Genomic DNA, 19831 nt, shown 5'->3' with positions numbered 1-19831 from the left:
TTACTATGTCTTATGAGTGGCTTGCCCTTGCAGCAGCCTTTTTGTGGGCGATCTCCAGCCTGATATCCGTTACACCTGCCCGCCACCTTGGCACCTTTGCTTACAGTAGATGGCGAATGGGCTGTACAGCTATTATGCTGACCAGCATGGCGTTTATATCCGGTGGCTGGCTTAGTGTTTCCGGTGATCATATTGCGCCAATGATGCTATCCGGCCTTATCGGTATCTTTATCGGTGATACCGCCCTGTTTGCCTGTATGAACAGAATGGGACCAAGACAGGCAGGGCTGCTATTTTCCTGCCATGCCGTATTCTCAGCAGTTCTGGGATACTTCCTGTTTAGCGAAACCATGCAAGGGCAAGAGCTGGCGGGCGCAGTTCTGGTCTTCTCCGGCGTCCTCGCCGCAATCTTTTTCGCTAACAAAAAACAGAACAACCACGACTGGGAAACACTGCGTGGCAATATCTGGATTGGAATCGGATTAGGGCTTACCGCGGCTTTGTGTCAGGCTCTTGGCGGCATCATCGCTAAACCTGTTATGCAGACTTCAGTTGACCCGATTGCAGCATCCGCAATCAGAATGATCACCGCCTTTCTGGCTCACGGCACTTTCAGGTTAAGCGGAAACAGGCTGGCGAAACCCGTTAAACCTATTACATTACGCATTCTTTCTATTACCGCCCTAAACGGTTTTCTTGCTATGGCGGTAGGCATGACCTTAATACTCTACGCATTAAGGGACGGCAATGTCGGTATGGTTGCCCTGCTCTCTTCGACAACGCCTATTATGGTACTTCCGATATTATGGTTTTATACCAAGCAGCGGCCGGATAAGTTTGCATGGATAGGCGCATTGCTTGCCGTGATAGGGACAGGCCTAATTGTCAGTTAAGAATCTAAACCGGATTTATAAAGGGGGGGGGAGAGCCCCCCTCTCTCATATCATGCTCTGGGGAAAGGAAACGCAGTTACCTGATCAATATGGTTACAATCCAGAGCCAGCATAACCAGCCTGTCGATACCTAAGGCTACACCAGCGCAGGCAGGTAAACCCGCTTTCAAAGCCTCAATCAGATTGTAATCAATAGGCTGCATCTCCAGCCCCATTTTCAATCTATGTTGATTGTCTTCAACGAAACGCGCCAGTTGTTCATCAGCGTCATCCAGCTCATGAAATCCGTTCGCCAGTTCAATGCCTTTAAAATACACCTCAAACCGATCTGCAACGCGGGAATCGTTATGATTAATTTTCGCAAGTGCCGCCTGTGATGCAGGGAAGTCGTAGACAAATGCCGGTGACTGTTGCCCTATCCGGGGCTCGACTCCGACGCTGAAAAGCAACTGTAGCAGGGTATCTCTGTCCTGCTCTTTATTCGCGATATCAGACAGCCCTAGTTTGCCGGCAACGTGCTTAAGCTCTTCCATTGACGCTTCAAGAGGGCAAACTTCCAGTACACTTAAAAAGGCTTGCTGATAAGTTGTGCGAACGGCTTTCCCGCTCTCCAGAATAAGCTGTAACAGCTCATCCATCTCGTCCATCAGATCATGATGATCAAAGTCGGTTCTGTACCACTCCAGCATTGAAAACTCAGGATTATGATGACGTCCGTTCTCTTCATTGCGAAACGCCTTACCGATCTGATAAATAGAACCGCTACCTGCAGCAAGTAGCCTTTTCATATGAAATTCAGGGCTTGTCATCATATAAAGGGGCTGCCCGTCGGAAAAACCCGGGCCAACAAAATGGGTCTGAAAAGTATGCAGATGAACATCGGTTACGGTCGCGTGACTCATCGCCGGAGTTTCAACTTCTAAAACCCCTTTTTCTTCAAAAAAGCGACGTATTTTCGCCAGAAGTTCAGCACGCTGTTTAAGCTGCTGAATCGAGGCACTGGGCTGCCAATTTTCTATTGTCATATTGATTCAAATTAATGGTAAATATCTATATTTATAACGGTTTAAGTTCACTAAACACTACTCAGTGATACTTGTCACACATTAAACAAATCCTGACTAGCGGGCTACATTTCTACGGCAAAAATCCATCAATATCAATTTTTTCCTGACCCTCGTACCGTACACTAATCTGATGTGTGCAATTTTAATAATAACAACCTAATGCAATTCATGCAGGGATGTGCTTAAGACATTGAGCCCATCCCGCATTGAATTGCTCCTACAACTGGAGAATGCTGTGAAAACCATAACCACAGATATCGCAGTCATCGGTGCCGGCGGTGCCGGTCTACGGACTGCAATCGCCGCGGCAGAAGCCAACCCTGAGTTGGAAGTTGCCCTGATTTCCAAAGTCTACCCGATGCGCTCCCACACCGTGGCCGCTGAAGGCGGGTCGGCGGCGATCATCAAAGAAGAAGACAGTCTGGATAACCACTTTAACGACACCGTTGGTGGCGGCGACTGGCTGTGTGAGCAGAACGTCGTGGAGTACTTCGTTGAAAATGCCACCCGCGAAATGATTCAGATGGAGCAGTGGGGCTGCCCGTGGAGCCGTAAAGAGAACGGCGATGTGAACGTACGTCGCTTCGGCGGTATGAAGGTCGAGCGTACCTGGTTTGCTGCTGATAAGACCGGCTTCCATATGCTGCATACTTTGTTCCAGACGTCGATTAAGTATGAGCAAATCAAACGCTTTGACGAGTACTTTGTTGTTGACCTGCTGGTGGACGAAGGCGAAGTACAGGGTCTGGTGGCCATTCATATGTCGGAAGGCGAGCTGGTGACCATCAAAGCTAAGTCTGTGGTACTGGCAACCGGTGGTGCAGGCCGTGTGTATAACACCAACACCAACGGCGGTATCGTGACCGGTGATGGTATGGCGATGGCTTATCGTCACGGCGTGGCGCTGCGTGATATGGAGTTTGTTCAGTATCACCCGACGGGTCTGCCGGGTACCGGTATCCTGATGACCGAAGGCTGTCGTGGTGAAGGCGGTATCATCGTCAACAAAGACGGCTACCGTTACCTGCAGGATTACGGCATGGGACCGGAAACCCCGGTTGGCCAGCCAAAGAACAAATACATGGAGCTGGGTCCACGGGACAAAGTGTCTCAGGCGTTCTGGCATGAGCAGCAAAAAGGCAACACCATCAAACACCCATTAGGGGATGTGGTGCACCTTGACCTGACTCACTTAGGCGAAGAGTACTTACAGGAGCGTCTGCCGTTTATCTGTGAGCTGGCGAAAGCCTATGTGAACGTTGACCCGGCCAAAGAGCCAATCCCAATCCGCCCGACGGTGCACTACACCATGGGGGGCATTGAGACCGACCCGAACTGTGAAACCACCATTAAAGGCCTGTTTGCCGTGGGTGAGTGTGCTTCGTCTGGTCTGCATGGGGCAAACCGCTTAGGCTCTAACTCACTGGCAGAATTTGTGGTGTTTGGCCGCGTAGCGGGTGAGCATGCCGTGAAACGCGCCGCTGAGTTTAAGGGCTGGAACGATGAGTCTATCGCTACACAAGTGGAAGCCGTCGAAGCGCGTATCCAATCGCTAATGAACCAGCAAGGTGATGAAAACTGGGCCACCATCCGCACGGAAATGGGCGCCACCATGGAATCGGGTTGTGGTATCTACCGACGTGAAGATTTGCTGGAAGAGACCATTGCCAAGCTGACAGAGCTAAAAGCCCGTTATAAAAACATCAGCATCAAAGACAAAGGCAAGGTGTTTAACACAGACCTGCTGTACGCCATTGAAGTGGGCTACGGTCTGGAAGTGGCGGAAGCCATGGCACACTCGGCTATCCTTCGCCGTGAATCCCGTGGTGCGCACCAGCGTTTAGACGAAGGCTGCACAGAGCGTGATGATGTCAACTACCTGAAACACTCACAAGCCTTCTTCCGGCAAGATGCCTCTCCTGTGATTGACTACAGCGATGTGACCATCACTAAGTCTCAGCCGAAAGCGCGTCTGTACGGTGCGGCGGCGGAAGAGGCAGCAGCGAAAGAAGAAGCGGAAGCTAAGGCAAAAGCCGCACAGCAAGAGGAGCAGAAATAATGTCTACAAGAATTCAGAAAATCGACATTCTGCGTTACGACCCGGCCAAAGATGCCGAGCCGTACAAACAGACTTTTGAGGTGCCGTTTGATGACACCATGTCTCTGTTAGATGCGTTAGGTTACATCAAAGACCATCTGGATAAAGACCTGACTTACCGCTGGTCTTGCCGTATGGCCATCTGTGGCTCGTGCGGCATGATGGTAAACAACTATCCGAAGCTGGCGTGTAAGACTTTCCTTCGCGACTATCCGGACGGCATGCTGATTGAGCCGCTGGCCAACTTCCCGATTGAGAAAGACCTGATTGTGGACATGACGCCGTTTATCGAACGTCTGGAAGCACTTAAGCCTTACATCCTTGGCAACGACCGTAAACCAGAAGACGGCCCGAACCAGCAGACGCCTGAGCAGCTTGCCAAGTACAAGCAGTTTGCCGCCTGCATCAACTGTGGTTTGTGCTACGCCGCCTGTCCTCAGTTTGGTTTGAATCCGGAATTCTTAGGGCCTGCGGCCATCACCTTAGCGCACCGTTACAATCTGGACAGCCGTGATAACGGGAAAGATGAGCGTATGGAGCTTCTGAACGGCGAAAACGGCGTATGGGGTTGTACCTTCGTTGGCTTCTGCTCAGAAGTGTGTCCGAAGAACGTAGACCCGGCTGCCGCTGTCAATCAGGGCAAAATCGAATCGTCGAAAGACTTTATGATAGCCATGCTAACCCCACAGGAGTAGAGAAGGATGAGTAATCGAAAACCGTATGTTCGCACCATGAAGGCGACCTGGTGGCAGAAAAGCAGTTTCTACCGCCTGTATATGATAAGAGAAGCGACAGTACTGCCGCTGATACTGTTCACCCTGTTTCTGACTATCGGTCTGGGCAGTCTGGTGAAGGGACCGGAGAGTTGGCAGAGCTGGCTTGAGTTTATGGCCAACCCTATTGTGGTGGCGATAAACATCGTGGCGCTGCTGGGCAGTCTTTTCCATGCCCACACCTTCTTTGGCATGATGCCGCAAGTGGTACCGGTTCGCCTTAAGGGCAAACTGGTGGATAAGAAAGTCATCGTGCTGAGCCAGTGGGCGGCAGTAGCGGCGATTTCACTAATCGTACTCATCATTGTATAAGGAGCTTATTGTGGTAGATAAACATCCAAAACGTTCAGACGAGCCGGTATGGTGGGGTCTGTTTGGTGCCGGCGGCAGCTGGTTTGCCATGATAACGCCGGTGACGGTACTGGTGCTGGGTATCCTTGCACCTTTAGGTATTATTGATGCGGAAGCGATGAGCTATGAGCGCGTTTCAGAGTTCGCCACCAGCTTTATCGGTGCCTTATTTATTATCGGCACGCTGGCACTGCCTATGTGGCATGCTATGCACCGTGTTCATCACGGTATGCATGACCTTAAGATCCATGCAGGTGTGGTTGGTAAGATTGCCTGTTATTTCAGTGCTGCTTTAGTATCGGCTTTATCGATCATTTTTATTATTATGATCTGAAGTTAGAACGATAAAAAAACGGGGCAGATTCTTATCTGCCCCGTTTCTGTATCTGAACGAGATTAAGTTATTTTACGCGACCAACATATTCAGCTGAACGGGTATCAACCTTAATCACTTCACCAATCTGAATAAACAGAGGTACACGAACAACAGCACCAGTCGTCAGAGTTGCCGGCTTACCACCTGTACCCTGAGTATCACCTTTAAGGCCAGGATCTGTCTCAGTCACTTCAAGCTCAACAAAGTTTGGCGGAGTTACTGTAATAGGGTTGCCATTCCAAAGGGTAATCATACAAGTGTTGTTTTCTACCAGCCACTTAGCATTGTCACCGACTGCTTTTGCATCTGCAGCAATTTGTTCGAATGTTTCTGAGTTCATAAAGTGGTAGAATTCGCCGTCTGAGTATAGATAATCTAGATCGATATCCATAACGTCTGCAACTTCGCACGTTTCACCAGACTTAAATGTTTTCTCTAGCACTTTACCAGAAAGTAGTTTACGAATTTTTACGCGGTTAAATGCCTGACCTTTACCCGGCTTAACGTATTCGTTTTCAAGAATTACGCACGGCTCATTATCAAGCATCAATTTCAGGCCGCCTTTGAATTCATTAGTGCTAACTGTAGCCATTTTGTCCTCTTACTATTATTCGAGTTAAATTTTAATGCCGCATATCATAACCCGAAAAGCCGCCTCTGTTGAGCAAAACTGGATCAATGAATTAGCGAATGGGATCAGTGATCCTGAAAAATTGCTGAATACTCTGAAAATCCCTCCGGCTCAGTGGCCAAAAGACAAAAACGGACTCTGCACCTTTAACGCCAGAAAGCAGTTTGCTCAGCGGGTTCCTGCCAGTTTTATCAGCCGGATGGAACTAGGGAACATTAATGACCCGCTACTCAGACAAGTGCTTCCTCTTGATGAAGAGCTGGAGTTCCAGCCCGGATTCAGCTCCGATCCATTGGAAGAGCAAGGCTCAGATCAGCCCGGACTACTGCACAAATATAAAAACCGTGCCCTGTTAATTCTGAAAAGTGGCTGTGCCGTTAACTGCCGCTACTGTTTTCGTCGTCACTATCCTTACAGCGAAAGCAAAGGAAATAAACAGGCGTGGCAGCAGAGTATTGATTATATTGCAGAACATACAGAGCTCAATGAGGTGATTCTATCCGGAGGCGATCCTTTGATGGCCAAAGATCATGAGATGGAGTGGTTGCTGGAGCAAATAGGCAATATCCCCCATATTAAAAGGCTGAGAATACACTCCCGGTTGCCGGTAGTAATACCATCGAGGATAACTGATGAACTATGCATGGTTCTGAAAAATAGTCCGCTGAAGGTGATACTCGTATCCCATATTAATCATGTAAATGAAATTGACCATTCACTGGCGGATGCATTTGCTAAATTGAAGCAGGCCGGAGTGACCTTACTTAACCAGTCAGTGCTGTTAAAAGGGGTTAATGATTCTGTAGAGGCACAAATAGCCCTGAACGAAACCCTGTTTGATTGCGGTGTTCAGCCATATTACCTGCATGTACTGGATAAGGTGCAAGGTGCGGCTCATTTTTATGTCAGTGATAAAAAGGCAAAGCAGATAATTACAGAGATGATGACTAGGGTATCCGGATATATGGTGCCTAAGCTCACCCGTGAAATTGGTGGCCGGCCAAGTAAAACCCCGCTGGATCTAGGTCTGGAATAATAGAAACGCCTTCAGAAAAATTTCTGAAGGCATTCATTTAAATAACGTTTTTAGTTGTCGGTACTTTCAAAGATTTTATCTGCTGAAGCAGCAACAAAACCCTGATAGAGGTCACCATCGGCCATTGGGTATCGAAGGGCAAACTCGTAAAACCCACCCGGTACAACTTGTTGTTCTCCGGCAAAGTTAACCTCAACCCGGTCAGCCATGGTTGAAGACTGCTCTAACAGCACCTCTGCAGAACCTTTTACCTCTCCGCCCGATTCATTGATAGAGAAACCCGCTTCCCTTAAGTGATCATTAACTGATTTCACTGATTCGAACTTATCCAGTTGATTGACACTTACGGTAAAGTGGTTAGCACCGTAGCCGTGGGCAGAAAGCCATGCGGCGTACTCACTCTCTTCAGACAAGGTCAGATAATCCTGATAGCTGATATCCCATAGCCTGCCGCCGTGAAGGAAGTCACTTGATGAGAGTTTATCCGCATCAACCTGTTCAACCAGTTTTGCTACGATAGATTGTAGCTCTGGCGAACAAAGCCCCACTTCAAGCTGACTGATAAACACCTTAGGCTGATTCGGATCAGCATGCTCATAGTGCTTAGCCGTTAGTTTCTTACTCTCAAACAGGTAATCACCACACTCTTTATAACCAAGCTCAATAAAAGGCTTAGCCAGAGTATCGATTCCCAGCGGAGCAAGAGAAAACGTCCTTAAAGCAATATGATCATTAATTAAGGGCTCGCCCTCTTCAAGTAGCTGATGTACCCGTTCAGCTTCAGGGCACAAACGTTGAATATAGTCGTTCCACAGTTTTTGAAACAGAAGTGTCGGAGACATAGTCATTCCTTTAACTTGTATTTGATGACAGGTTTATTGCCGGACTGTATCTGCATTAGCTTCAGCTATCGTGGTTACAATCCGGAAATATGGTACGACTTAATCCAAACCTGAATGTGTATGCCCGAGTAACACCTTGATGCAGCTCTGAATCTGCATCTGGAGATCACCCAGACATAGCTTTACAGCTTAACGCCCGGGCTTAATGATGCAGGAAGCAGAGTTTCACTCCCTTCCATTGATGCCATAGGGTAAGCGCAGTAATCGGCTGCATAGTAAGCACTTGGTCGCAGGTTACCGGAAGCTCCCGGTCCGCCAAATGGTGCATCTCCGCTTGCGCCGGTTAACTGGCGATTACGGTTTACAATGCCCGCACGAATATGATCAACGAAGTAATCCCATTCGTTATCATCAGTGGAAACCAGCCCGGCCGACAGACCAAAACGAGTATCATTTGCCAGCTCAACTGCTTGCTCCAGTCCTGTGTAACGGACAACCTGCAGCAGAGGCCCGAAGTACTCTTCATCCGGCAGCTCGCTGATAGCAGTTACGTCAATAATACCCGGCGTAACAAAAGCAGCCTTGGAATTAACCGCTTCCAGCAGAGATTTACCGCCTAATGACTGCAAGTTCGCTTGCGCATCAATGATAAACTTAGCGGCTTGTTCTGAGATCTGAGGTCCCATAAACGGTTGTGGCTCAGCAAAAGGCTGATCAACAACAATCTTACCTGTCGCTTCTGCCAACTTAGCAAGCAGTGCATCACCTTTCTCGCCTTCAGGCACGTACAGGCGTCTGGCACAGGTACAGCGCTGACCGGCACTGATAAAGGCAGACTGAATAATGGTATACACAGTTGCATCCAGGTCACCAAACTGCTCAGAAATAACCATAGGGTTGTTTCCGCCCATCTCAAGAGCCAGCATTTTGTCAGGCTGTCCGGCAAACTGCTTATGCAGGATATGGCCAGTATTGGCACTGCCGGTAAACAGCAGGCCATCGATACCTTTTGACTCAGCCAAAGCGACACCGGTTTCCCTTGCACCCTGAACCAGATTGATCACGCCGTTTGGCAAACCAACTTTCTGCCACAGCTTCATAATTAACTCTGATGTTGCCGGAGTTTGTTCTGAAGGCTTAAGCACAACCGTATTACCCGCCAGAAGAGCTGGTACTATATGACCGTTTGGCAGATGAGCCGGGAAGTTATATGGCCCGAAAACGGCCATTACACCCAGAGGACGATGTCTTAACACGATCTGATTACCGGCAGCTTCACGCTGGTTTTGTCCTGTTCTGTCGTGATAAGCACGAATAGAGATAGCAATTTTGCCCGCTACCGCACCGGCTTCAGTACGGGTTTCCCAGATAGGTTTGCCCGTTTCTTTAGCGATAATCTGTGCGATCTCTTCACTGTTGGCTTTTACCTCTTCGGCAAAGGCCAGTACAAACTTTTCACGCTGTTCAAAGCTCAGTTTTTTCCACTGAACAAAGGCACTGCGTGCCGCCTTTACTGCCTGTTCAACCTGCGCCGGAGTAGCACTGTCGCCCTGCCAGATCACTTCTCCATTGTACGGGCTCGAAGAGGCCATCGCCTCACCCTGTCCGGCAACCCACTGACCAGAAATCCACTGAGTCATAATTCTGTCCTTATTAATAATAGAGAGTTACTGATTGAGCATACGAACATAGTCGCCGTCACCGACTTCCAGTGCCGCTGCAACATCTTCCGCCAGAATCACAGTTTCTGTCTCAGCATCATAAGCACCTTTCGCCGCGACTCCACGGAAGTTCTCGAAAGAGGTGTTGATCATCAGATAGTCATGAGAGCTGGAGTGCTCAGATACTTTTACCTTAGCTCTGAAAGAGTGGCGTACTGACTCAATATTGCGCATATCACATTCAACTGTCGGGCCCGCATCGAAAATATCAACGTAATCGCGGCATACAAAACCTTCATTTTCCAGAAGTTTCAACGCCGGAACCGTATTCTCATGCACCTTACCAATCACTTCCTGAGCTTCTTTGCTCAATAGGTTGATATAGATTGGCAGACGCGGCATTAAGTCAGCAACAAAGCCTTTTTTACCAATACCGACCAGATAATCAGCCAGAGTAAAATCAATAGAGAAGAAATGTTCCTGTAGCCACTGCCAGAACGGAGAGTTACCGTTCTCATCGGAAACACCACGCATCTCAGCAAAGATGGTCTTTGAGAAACGCTCAGGATGTTCTGCCATCATCAGGAAACGACACTTAGACATCAACCGGCCGTTAAGACCGCCACGGAATGAAGGTCTCAGGAACAGAGTACAAACCTCTGAACAGCCCGTGTAGTTGTTGCCAAAGGTCAGCAGTTTTACCACATTGTTGACGCCAAGCTTAGGCGAGGAGTGTACGATTTTACTGATATGGTAAGTATAGAAAGGCGCATCCCAGCCAATTGAAGCTTCAATCGCCGTGGTACCACCAATTTCACCGGTTTCTGAGTCAACACCCACCATCAGGTAGCCTTCATCAGTCGGTTCGGTAACATTTTGTTTTGCGAAACTGGCAACAGAGTTGTCGATTCGGTTAGTCAGAAGCTCTTCATTCACCGGCAGAGAGGTAAAACCATGTCCTGATTCCTCTGCACATACCCTAAGGGCTTCATAATCTGTTTTTTTAATAGGTCTAACAACCAGCATTTTAAACTCCTTTTGCTGTCGGTAGATAATAGGGGACGAGTCTTGCAGATAAGCAGGCCAGAAGCTCCGTCTGGCCTGACTTATTCACTGATCGTTATAGCAGCCCCGCGATTGCTTTATCGAGTCTGGAAAGGCCTTCCAGCAGCTCTTCTTCACTAATAACCAGAGATGGGGTGAAACGGACAATGCTTGCTCCGGCAACCAGAACCATTAATCCTTCTTTACCTGCAGCAACAAGAACATCACGTGCCCTGCCCTGCCACTCTTCATTCAGTACCGCACCAACCAGCAGACCTTTTCCGCGAATCTCACTGAAGATGCCGTACTTATCATTAATTTTAGCTAGACCATCACGGATGATAGCTTCACGCTTCTTCACACCTTCAAGGGTTTCCGGCTTGCTGACAATATCCACAACGGCTTCAGCCACAGCACAGGCAAGAGGGTTGCCACCATAGGTAGAACCGTGGGTTCCGATCTTAAGATGCGGGGCAAACTCGTCAGTGGTTAGCATTGCGCCAATCGGAATACCGCCACCCAGAGATTTAGCCGTGCTCAGAATATCAGGAGTAACACCCAGATCTTCATAGGCATAGAAGCTACCGGTACGACCATTACCCGTCTGTACTTCATCAAAAATAAGTAGCGCGTTATGCTTATCACACAGTTCACGAACAGTCTGAACAAACTCAAGAGTCGGGGAAACAATGCCGCCCTCACCCTGAAGGGGCTCCATCATTACCGCACAAGTTTTATCTGAGATATGTTGTTTCAGCATCTCAACATTGTTGTATTCCAGATGGGTAACGTCGCCCGGTTTCGGACCGAAGCCATCTGAATAAGCAGCCTGACCACCAACGGTAACGGTAAAGAAAGTACGACCATGGAAGCCTTGTTTAAAGGCGATAATTTCTGACTTCTCATCACCAAAGCGATCAGCAGCAACACGACGAGCCAGTTTTAACGCAGCTTCGTTAGCTTCTGCTCCTGAGTTTGCGAAAAACACTTTGTCAGCAAACGAAATATCCGTCAGTTTTTTAGCCAGACGAAGTGCCGGTTCGTTGGTCATCACATTACTCAGATGCCAGAGTTTATTTGCCTGTTCAGTAATGGCATTCACCATTGCCGGATGGCAGTGACCAAGGCAACTCACAGCGATACCGCCGGCAAAGTCAATATACTCTTTGCCTTCCTGATCCCAGACACGCGAACCTTCACCCTTTACCGGAATTAACTCCATCGGGTTATAACAAGGCACCATTACATCATCAAACCAGCTACGGTCGACCTTCTTTTCCATATCTTTCTTACTCCATTCCTTCATCAGATCAGAATGTTAAATTCTGCAATTCAGTTGATCTGTCGGTATTTTATTCTACCACGGCATTGTATTAACAATTTATTAACCATTTCAATAGCTGAACCGTGTTTTTTTACCATACTGCTACAGTAACAAACCCTCATTATTGACCATTTATTCACACATTTGTCACTGTTATTTACTCTTATGCCGTAATATTTTCTGCATAGAAGTGCTAATTCAGCAATTTACTGGCTTTTGTTAATATGTAAATGAATTGATTGCGCATAAATTTTCATAGTGAAAATTTATAGCAAAAATGTGAACGTAAAGGGATTTCGAATGGATTTATAAGGAAAGTTCAGTAAAAATTTAGCGCTTAAGGAAGTTCGCCAGTAACTCATGCCCCTGCTGAGTCTTAATAGATTCAGGATGAAACTGTACCGCATCAATAGCAAGAGTCCGGTGCTGATAGCCCATAATCTCATCCATTGAACCATCCTGATGAGTTGTCCATGCGGTGATTTCAAACTGCTCAGGCAGAGTCTCGTTTTTTACCACCAGTGAGTGATATCGGGTAACGGTAAGCGGATTAGCAAGTCCCTGAAAAACACTTTTACCGTTATGTTTGATCGGCGATGTTTTACCGTGCATCACCTTTCTGGCCCGCACAACCTCTCCGCCAAACGCCTGCGCAATGGCCTGATGACCTAAACAGACTCCCAGCAAAGGTTTCTTTCCGGCAAAATGCTCGATCACCGCCAGTGAAATTCCTGCCTCATTTGGTGTGCAAGGGCCGGGGGAGATAACAATATGACTGGGATTAAGAGCCTCTATACCCTCAATATCAATTTCATCATTACGCACAACCTTTACCTCTGCACCCAATTCACAAAAGTACTGGTAGAGGTTATAGGTGAACGAATCATAATTATCGATAATAAGCAGCATAGCTCTCAACAACGTCAATATAAGAGTGCGGTATTGTGCAATAGAGAAAATGAAAGGCAAGAAAAAAGTAAAGCCGGCTTTCGCAACTTCTGAAATATTAAAAACCCGTTAAGCAGATACTTAACGGGTTTTTATTTGATTTAGATTCGTTCAGAACTATACGCGAGGAACAAAACCTACGGCTTTGTACACCTTCTCAAGAGTAACGGCGGCTCTTGCTGACGCTTTCTCTGCTCCGGTTTTCATTACTGAATCAAGGAAAGCTCTGTCACTACGGATACGTTTGTACTCAGCCTGAACAGGTTCCAGCATTGCGACTACGGCTTCTGCCACGTCTACCTTCAGGTGTCCGTACATTTTGCCCTGATACTCAGCTTCGATATCGGCAAATGTCTTACCCGTTGCAGCAGACATTAATCCCATCAGGTTGGCAATACCCGGTTTGTTTTCAATATCATAAGCAACACGTGGTGGATCTTCAGGGTCAGTCACCGCACTTTTAATCTTCTTGGTGATAGATTTAGGATCTTCAAGAAGAGTAATCACGTTCTTGCGATTATCATCTGATTTAGACATCTTCTTGGTTGCATCCTGAAGACTCATTACTCTGGCACCTACCGTCGGAATATAAGGTTCAGGAACCACAAAGGTTTCACCATAAAGATTATTAAAGCGGGTAGCGATATCACGAGCCAGCTCAAGGTGCTGCTTCTGATCACTGCCTACCGGTACCTGCTCCGCCTGATAGGCCAGAATATCTGCAGCCATTAATACAGGGTAATCATACAAACCGACGTTAATATCATTGGCATAGCGCTGTGCTTTGTCTTTGAACTGAGTCATACGGTTCAGTTCACCCATTTGGGTGTAACAGTTCAGAACCCAGCCTAACTGAGCATGCTCAGGTACATGAGACTGAACAAAAAGCGTGCTCTTTTCTGGTGTCAGTCCTACTGCTAAGCAGATAGAAAGAGCATCCAGTGTTGCTTCATAAAGGGCTTTTGGATCCTGACGAACGGTAATTGCGTGCAGATCAACAACACAGTACTGGCAATCATAATCGTCCTGCATCTGTTGCCACTGACGCAGAGCACCTAAGTAGTTACCAATACTTAGTTCACCTGATGGTTGAACACCACTCAATACAATAGGTTTGCTCATGATTATGATTCCTTAATTACTTCTGATTTTATTTAATAATTTCTGCTTTTCAGCAAGTCTACCAGTGTACTTATTAACAAGTATTTTTCCAGAGCTTATAAGAGCTTTAACTGAATTACTTGCCCACTGACAGCAGAGTTAATATCTCAGCAAGCTCATCAGCTATAATATCTGGCTGAGAATCTGAAATTGGCTCGCCATGGTTGTAGCCGTAGGTTAATGCAAATGAAGGACAACCGGCATTCTTTGCTGCCTGAATATCATTTTTTGAATCCCCTACCATCAGCATTTCATCACTGCTAAGGCCGTACTTCTCCAGTAACCAGTTAAGGGCGATAGGATCGGGTTTACGCTTTGGAAAATCTTCACCGCCAATCACATCATCAAACAGGTGTGCTATCTGTTGCTGCTCAAGGATCTCAGGAACAAACTCAGAAGGTTTATTGGTGACTAAGGCCAGCTTGTAACCTGCTTTCACTAACTGCTGAAGAGAATCTTCTACCGTCGGATAGAGATGGCTAAGCTTATGACCGCTATTGGCATAAGCCTGATTGAAAACATCTCTGCCTTTTTGCAGCTCTTGCGGGTCTAAATTTTGTTTAACTTCTATGTTTCTGCTGATAGCACGGGATAGAAGCACTTCAACGCCATTGCCGACCCAGTGGCTTACTTGCTCTTCCGTGATCGATGGATAACCAAGCGCCTGTACCGCTGCATCGACACCTAAAGTAAGATCAGGGACACTGTTAAGCAGTGTTCCGTCTAAATCAAACGCGATTAGCTTTATTTTTTCTGCCTGCACTTCTTTCTCCTTAAGAAGTTGTATACCCAAGTAACCTCAAGATGCTTTTTCAGCGAGAATATATTGGCTTCTGATTAAGGCACTGATTTGAAGCCATAGTCATTCTACGGTAAGAATCAGTAACACAGAGCAGGAGCCAATATAACTCGCCCTTCGGGAGCGCATCAAGGCATCCATTTCTGTGTCAGATAACTTTGAAAGGGAGTGCCATTCCTACAGTTATCTTCCTTGAACTGAACACCTTGATGCAGCTCTGAACCCTGCATCTTGAGGTCACTTGGGTATAGGTATAAGGGCGATACCCGCCCTTTATCGTTAACTTTCTGACTACTTATTTACTTTAGCCAGCTCTTCTCTCATCTGGTCAATGACCGCTTTGTAATCTGGCTGACCAAAGATTGCTGAACCTGCAACAAACATATCGGCACCAGCTTCGGCTATTTCACGGATATTATCCACTTTTACGCCGCCATCAATCTCCAGACGAATGTCACGGCCGGATGCCTCAATACGCTTTTTGATATCACGCAGCTTATCCAGAGATGAAGGAATAAACGACTGACCACCAAAGCCCGGATTAACGGACATAAGCAGAATCATATCCAGCTTATCCATGACATAATCCAGATAATGCAGAGGTGTCGCCGGGTTAAGTACCAAGCCAGCCTGACAGCCACACTCTTTAATTAGTTGAAGGCTGCGATCCAGATGATCGGTAGCTTCTGCATGGATGGTAATCATGGTTGCGCCAGCTTTAGCAAAATCAGGAATGATTCTGTCTACAGGCTTCACCATTAGATGAACATCAATCGGCGCAGTAATGCCGTAGTCACGCAGAGCCTTACAGATTGGAGCACCAAAGGAGAGGTTAGGAACAAAGTGGTTGTCCATTACATCAAAGTGAACAACATCGGCTCCGGCAGTAATTACGCGCTCAACATCTTCACCAAGGCGGGCAAAATCTGCAGATAAAATGGAAGGCGCTATCAAAAAGTCTTTCATATCAGGTCTCTTATGGTGACGGGCAAAATATGTGCGCAATTCTACCGAATGAGCCTCAGAGATCCTAGGGGCTGTTGACCTTTCCCGGCTATTTTTTCAACGACTATTTTTTAACGGCTATTATTTTTACCGGATCTGATTGGGGGAGACCTTTTAGTAAAAAGGTGACTCAAAGAATTGGTTAAGTAAACTTAGGTTAGTTACACCAGACTCATTTTAATCCGGTCTGGTTCTACTCTGTTTTCTTCTTCTGCGCTAAACAGGGCAAACAGTTCATCCACTTTATTTCGCCCTGAGCCATTACGGCTTATGGTGCGTTTAACCTGAATGGTGTCCAGGCTGGCACCTTTATACAGGCGGCGGGTATGGGCAGTATCATGATTGGAAATCAGCACAGGTATTCCGCGTGATTTTGCCGTCTTTTCAGAAATCTCAGCCAGAGTCGCCTGATCATCCAGAGTAAAGCCGCCACCAGCGTAAGAGGTAAAGTTTGCCGTATTGGAAAGAGGTGCATATGGCGGATCACAATAGATCACGCTGCCTTTTCTGGCTCGGGAAAATGTCTCTGTATATGACTCGCAGACAAAAGTGGCTTTCTGTGCTTTCTCGGCAAAGAAAAGCATCTCTTTTTCAGGAAAGTAAGGCTTCTTATAAGAACCAAAAGGGACATTAAAGCCACCTTTTTTGTTGTAGCGGCACAAACCGTTAAAACCAAAACGGTTCATATAGAGGAAGGCGACGGAACGGAACCAGACATCTTCGCTACTGTTGAACTGAGCACGAATATCCAGATAAAACTCTTTTCTGTTGCACTCAGGCTGAAACAGCCTTTTTGATTCGCTGATCAGTTTTTCCGGCTCTTTTTTCAGCAGGTTATACAGGTTGATCAGATCTTTATTGATATCCGCCAGCAGATACTCGTCATAATCGGTATTCAGAAATACCGAACCAGCACCGACAAAGGGTTCTATCAGTTTTCTTGCAGGTGGCAGATGGCGCTGTATATCGTCTACCAGACCATATTTGCCACCAGCCCATTTTAGAAAGGCACGCTGCTTTTTCATCTACAACTCAAACCACCGACAGAAAAAAGAGGTGCGGAATGTAACATATTTTTACGCGAAGCTCAGCGTTAATTTGCACGCTCTATCTCCCTGTGCACCTGCAACATGGATTTTGCCCAAGGATCAAGCTGCTGCACAGATTCAGGAAGCTCTTCCCTTGCATTACGGGCAGCCTGAATAGTCGAGAAATCTTTATAGGTCACAATGTACCACTGAGTATTGTTACGCAGTGTCGGGTAAATGCGCACTCTGTCCTGCAAGCTGTGAGTATTGATAAAGCTCTGCACCTCTTCAAGAGATAACAAAGCAGCCAGTTGCAGAGTATAGTTACGGTCAGAGATAGCCAACAGCTCTTGCTTAGCAAATGAGAATGTCACCAACGGAGGAGCTGCTTCTGAGCGTTCAACCTCCGGCTCACCGTCAGTCAACGGCTCCTGTTCAATTGTCGGGGCAACCGGCTCAATATTATCGGCATTAGCCGTTTCGGCAACAGAAGTAGCAGGCTCGTTCTCTTCGGCTAGAGCTTTCTGTGTGGCATCTTCAATTGCGCTGTCAATAATTTGTGTATCAGCCTGCTTTCCTTCCAGCAGAGCATCAACCACGGTGGAAGGTACCACTACGCGCTGTCCGTCGTCGGACTGACCAACTGAGGCCATATTATCTGGTATTTCCGGAGGTAAGCCGCTGTTATCCACCAAGCTATCCTGCCCGCCTTGTGGCGCTGAAGAGCTGGTTGTTGACGCTTGTTGGTCAGCGCCAGATTCTGCTGCAACAGTTTCTTCCGTCGTGGTTGCAGGAATGACAGTCTGCTCAGGTGAAGCACTCTCTTGTTGAGTGCTATCTTGTGAAGAAGTAATCAAATCCTGACGCTCAGGGCCCGGCTGTGAAAATAGCCAGAGATAACCGCCGGCAATCAATAAAAGCAGAGCCAGCGCAAGTATGGCAATCTTAACGGGTGAACCAATAATAGAGCGAATGATAATTCTCTTTTCCACTTTTTGTTCTCCTAAAGCCATTAGCGCTCCCGGTAACGGTGGTGCCTTTAATGCCTGATTACGTACTCTTTTACGGGCATCTTCCGGCAGATACTTCACCACCAGAAGTTCAACAAACATCTCAACTTCTTTCTCAGAAAGCGCTTCGATTTCCAGTGCCAGAGGCTTGGTTTCCTGCCCGTAACTTAAACGGGAAAGAATCGGGTCTAGTCTGTCACCCTGTGTGAAAAGCACTACATTGATATTCCATGCGGGATTACTCTGCGCTTCCAGCACCAGACTCCAGAGTTCAGCCAGTAAGCTTTCACTCAGCAACTGAGCGTCATCAATAACAATCACTATATCGCAGGGCTGATCCTCGATAAGACGATTGAAACTGTTAACAATGGTGTCTTGTTCATTAAACAGAGGGCTTGAAACAAGCTGCTTAAGAATGGTTGCTCGTCTCTGCTCATCGGTCTGGCTGGGGTGGCACATAAGCAGGGACTGATTTTTGTCCTGAGACCAGGCTTCCAGATATCGCTGGGCTATCCACGATTTTCCAGAGCCTTTTATACCGGAAATATTGGTCAGGTTAGACCCGAAGCGGGTCAGTAACCTTAACCGATCCAGAAGATCAATTTGAGACTCTAAATCCAGTACTCGCAGCTCATGAGCCAGACTCATCAGAAAATCCTATACTTTAATTTGACCAGCAACGACTAGTTTCGGTAACAATCAATTGCTTGTCTGATAATATCTTGTGGTACGTCAGCCACCACACTGGCACTACCAATACTGGTCGGCAATACCAGACGAAGCTGTCCTGACAACACTTTTTTATCCCGCATCATATGTTTCATAAAATCATCAAATGACATGGAATCGGGAGTATGAACAGGTAACTTAGCCTGTTTTAGTATAGCGATGATACGTTCAAGTTGTTGTTCTGTGAGCAATCCCTGAAGTTGTGCCGTTTTTGCCGCCATTACCGTGCCGGCAGACACCGCCTCACCATGTAACCAATTTCCGTAACCCAGTTCTGCCTCGATAGCATGACCGAATGTATGCCCCAGATTAAGCAGGGCACGAATACCCGACTCTTTCTCATCCTGTTCAACCACTTCAGCTTTGATCTGACAGCAACGCGCTATAGCGTAAGTAAGTGCCTGCTCATCCAGCTGGTAAAGAGCATCGAGGTTATCTTCAAGCCAGTCAAAAAAGTCTGCATCATAAATAATGCCGTACTTAATGACCTCTGCAATACCGGCTGCAAACTCTCTTTCAGGAAGAGTAGCTAGGCAACTGGTATCAATAATAACGGACTGGGGCTGATAAAACGCACCAATCATATTTTTGCCCAACGGATGGTTAACCGCTGTTTTTCCGCCAACAGAAGAGTCCACCTGTGATAACAAGGTTGTAGGCAGTTGCACAAACTCCACACCTCGCTGATAGCAGGAAGCAGCAAAACCAACCAGATCGCCGATCACTCCTCCGCCTAAAGCAACCAATACAACATCACGGGCATAGTTACCTTGCAGAAGGAAACTCATTACCGTTTCAAATGTTTCCAGGCTTTTGTATTTCTCGCCATCAGGCAGCTCTAATACAGAGGTTTCACAACCTTGTTGCTCTAGGCGCTGTACAATTTTATCTGCATAAAGAGGTGCGACAGTCACATTACTGATAATGACGACTTTCTTTTTTCCGTTCAGAAAAGAAAAGTACGCCGAGTCATTAAATAACCCGGCGCCAATTGAAATAGGGTAGCTACGTTCACCAAGATCGACAGTGATCTGTTCCATGGTCTTGCTCTCCGA

At 47.0% G+C, this 19831-nt stretch carries 19 protein-coding genes; 6 read left to right on the top strand and 13 right to left on the bottom strand.

All coding sequences use genetic code 11. The features are described from left to right. Nucleotides 1-5: 5 nt before the first annotated feature. The gene (locus PK654_RS00990; protein WP_271698751.1) at nt 6-893 is read left to right on the top strand and encodes a DMT family transporter; all 888 of its coding nucleotides are present in this window, start codon (nt 6-8) and stop codon (nt 891-893) included. A 50-nt stretch (nt 894-943) separates the two neighbouring features. Here the strand turns inward: PK654_RS00990 and epmA are convergent, their stop codons facing one another. Next, nucleotides 944-1918 carry an elongation factor P--(R)-beta-lysine ligase gene (epmA, locus tag PK654_RS00985; RefSeq protein WP_271697087.1) on the bottom strand — a complete coding sequence of 325 codons (975 nt, stop codon included), beginning with the start codon at nt 1916-1918 and terminating at the stop codon, nt 944-946. Between the two features lie 277 nt (nt 1919-2195). Here epmA and frdA point away from each other — a divergent pair, with 277 nt between their 5' ends. The 4 genes from frdA to frdD are packed head-to-tail and all read left to right on the top strand — an operon-like array spanning nt 2196 to nt 5516. Further along, entirely contained in the window at nt 2196-4019 is a 1824-nt protein-coding gene (gene frdA / locus PK654_RS00980) for a fumarate reductase (quinol) flavoprotein subunit (protein ID WP_271697085.1), read from the top strand. Next, on the top strand, nt 4016-4753 hold the full coding sequence (locus tag PK654_RS00975; RefSeq protein ID WP_271698750.1) for a succinate dehydrogenase/fumarate reductase iron-sulfur subunit: 738 nt from the start codon (nt 4016-4018) through the stop codon (nt 4751-4753). Before frdA ends, PK654_RS00975 begins: the two co-directional genes overlap by 4 nt. 6 nt (nt 4754-4759) lie before the next feature. Next, nucleotides 4760-5143, top strand: a complete 384-nt coding sequence (frdC, locus tag PK654_RS00970) for a fumarate reductase subunit FrdC (protein WP_271697084.1) — start codon at nt 4760-4762, stop codon at nt 5141-5143. Nucleotides 5144-5150: 7 nt separating this feature from the next. Continuing rightward, nucleotides 5151-5516 carry a fumarate reductase subunit FrdD gene (frdD, locus tag PK654_RS00965; protein ID WP_271698747.1) on the top strand — a complete coding sequence of 122 codons (366 nt, stop codon included), beginning with the start codon at nt 5151-5153 and terminating at the stop codon, nt 5514-5516. Between the two features lie 67 nt (nt 5517-5583). On the opposite strand, the gene efp is transcribed toward frdD, so the two are convergent. Further along, nucleotides 5584-6150 (bottom strand): elongation factor P, encoded by a 567-nt coding sequence (gene efp, locus PK654_RS00960; RefSeq protein ID WP_271697083.1) that lies wholly within the window; start codon nt 6148-6150, stop codon nt 5584-5586. 34 nt (nt 6151-6184) lie between these two features. Here efp and epmB point away from each other — a divergent pair, with 34 nt between their 5' ends. Beyond that, nucleotides 6185-7225: an EF-P beta-lysylation protein EpmB gene (epmB, locus tag PK654_RS00955; protein WP_271697082.1), complete on the top strand. Its 1041-nt coding sequence runs from the start codon at nt 6185-6187 to the stop codon at nt 7223-7225. A 50-nt stretch (nt 7226-7275) separates the two neighbouring features. Here epmB and PK654_RS00950 read toward each other — a convergent pair whose 3' ends face one another. The 11 genes from PK654_RS00950 to aroB all read right to left on the bottom strand — a co-directional run bounded on the left by PK654_RS00950 (nt 7276) and on the right by aroB (nt 19816). Further along, nucleotides 7276-8067, bottom strand: a complete 792-nt coding sequence (locus tag PK654_RS00950; RefSeq protein WP_271697081.1) for a DUF1338 domain-containing protein — start codon at nt 8065-8067, stop codon at nt 7276-7278. 182 nt (nt 8068-8249) lie between these two features. Further along, complete coding sequence (gene astD / locus PK654_RS00945) at nt 8250-9707, bottom strand: succinylglutamate-semialdehyde dehydrogenase (protein WP_271697080.1); 1458 nt, start codon at nt 9705-9707, stop codon at nt 8250-8252. Nucleotides 9708-9734: 27 nt separating this feature from the next. After that, nucleotides 9735-10754 (bottom strand): arginine N-succinyltransferase, encoded by a 1020-nt coding sequence (gene astA / locus PK654_RS00940; protein WP_271697079.1) that lies wholly within the window; start codon nt 10752-10754, stop codon nt 9735-9737. A 94-nt stretch (nt 10755-10848) separates the two neighbouring features. Further along, nucleotides 10849-12054: an aspartate aminotransferase family protein gene (locus PK654_RS00935; RefSeq protein WP_271697078.1), complete on the bottom strand. Its 1206-nt coding sequence runs from the start codon at nt 12052-12054 to the stop codon at nt 10849-10851. Nucleotides 12055-12426: 372 nt separating this feature from the next. Next, entirely contained in the window at nt 12427-13005 is a 579-nt protein-coding gene (locus PK654_RS00930) for an aminodeoxychorismate/anthranilate synthase component II (protein ID WP_271697077.1), read from the bottom strand. A 156-nt stretch (nt 13006-13161) separates the two neighbouring features. Then, a complete protein-coding gene (trpS, locus tag PK654_RS00925; RefSeq protein ID WP_271697076.1) occupies nt 13162-14166 on the bottom strand; it encodes a tryptophan--tRNA ligase in 1005 nt (334 codons plus the stop codon). A 115-nt stretch (nt 14167-14281) separates the two neighbouring features. Further along, the gene (locus tag PK654_RS00920; RefSeq protein ID WP_271697075.1) at nt 14282-14968 is read right to left on the bottom strand and encodes a phosphoglycolate phosphatase; all 687 of its coding nucleotides are present in this window, start codon (nt 14966-14968) and stop codon (nt 14282-14284) included. 327 nt (nt 14969-15295) lie between these two features. After that, nucleotides 15296-15970 carry a ribulose-phosphate 3-epimerase gene (rpe, locus tag PK654_RS00915; RefSeq protein WP_271697074.1) on the bottom strand — a complete coding sequence of 225 codons (675 nt, stop codon included), beginning with the start codon at nt 15968-15970 and terminating at the stop codon, nt 15296-15298. 200 nt (nt 15971-16170) lie between these two features. Continuing rightward, nucleotides 16171-17034, bottom strand: coding sequence for a Dam family site-specific DNA-(adenine-N6)-methyltransferase (locus tag PK654_RS00910; RefSeq protein WP_271697073.1), 864 nt, complete (start codon nt 17032-17034; stop codon nt 16171-16173). A 68-nt stretch (nt 17035-17102) separates the two neighbouring features. After that, entirely contained in the window at nt 17103-18695 is a 1593-nt protein-coding gene (locus tag PK654_RS00905; protein WP_271697072.1) for an AAA family ATPase, read from the bottom strand. Nucleotides 18696-18730: 35 nt separating this feature from the next. After that, nucleotides 18731-19816 (bottom strand): 3-dehydroquinate synthase, encoded by a 1086-nt coding sequence (gene aroB, locus PK654_RS00900; protein WP_271697070.1) that lies wholly within the window; start codon nt 19814-19816, stop codon nt 18731-18733. Nucleotides 19817-19831 lie beyond the last annotated feature (15 nt).

The organism is Vibrio sp. SCSIO 43137 (genome assembly GCF_028201475.1).
GTDB lineage: Bacteria > Pseudomonadota > Gammaproteobacteria > Enterobacterales > Vibrionaceae > Vibrio.
The sequence above is the reverse complement of the archived record's forward strand: the minus strand, read 5'-3'. Positions and strand labels throughout refer to the sequence as shown.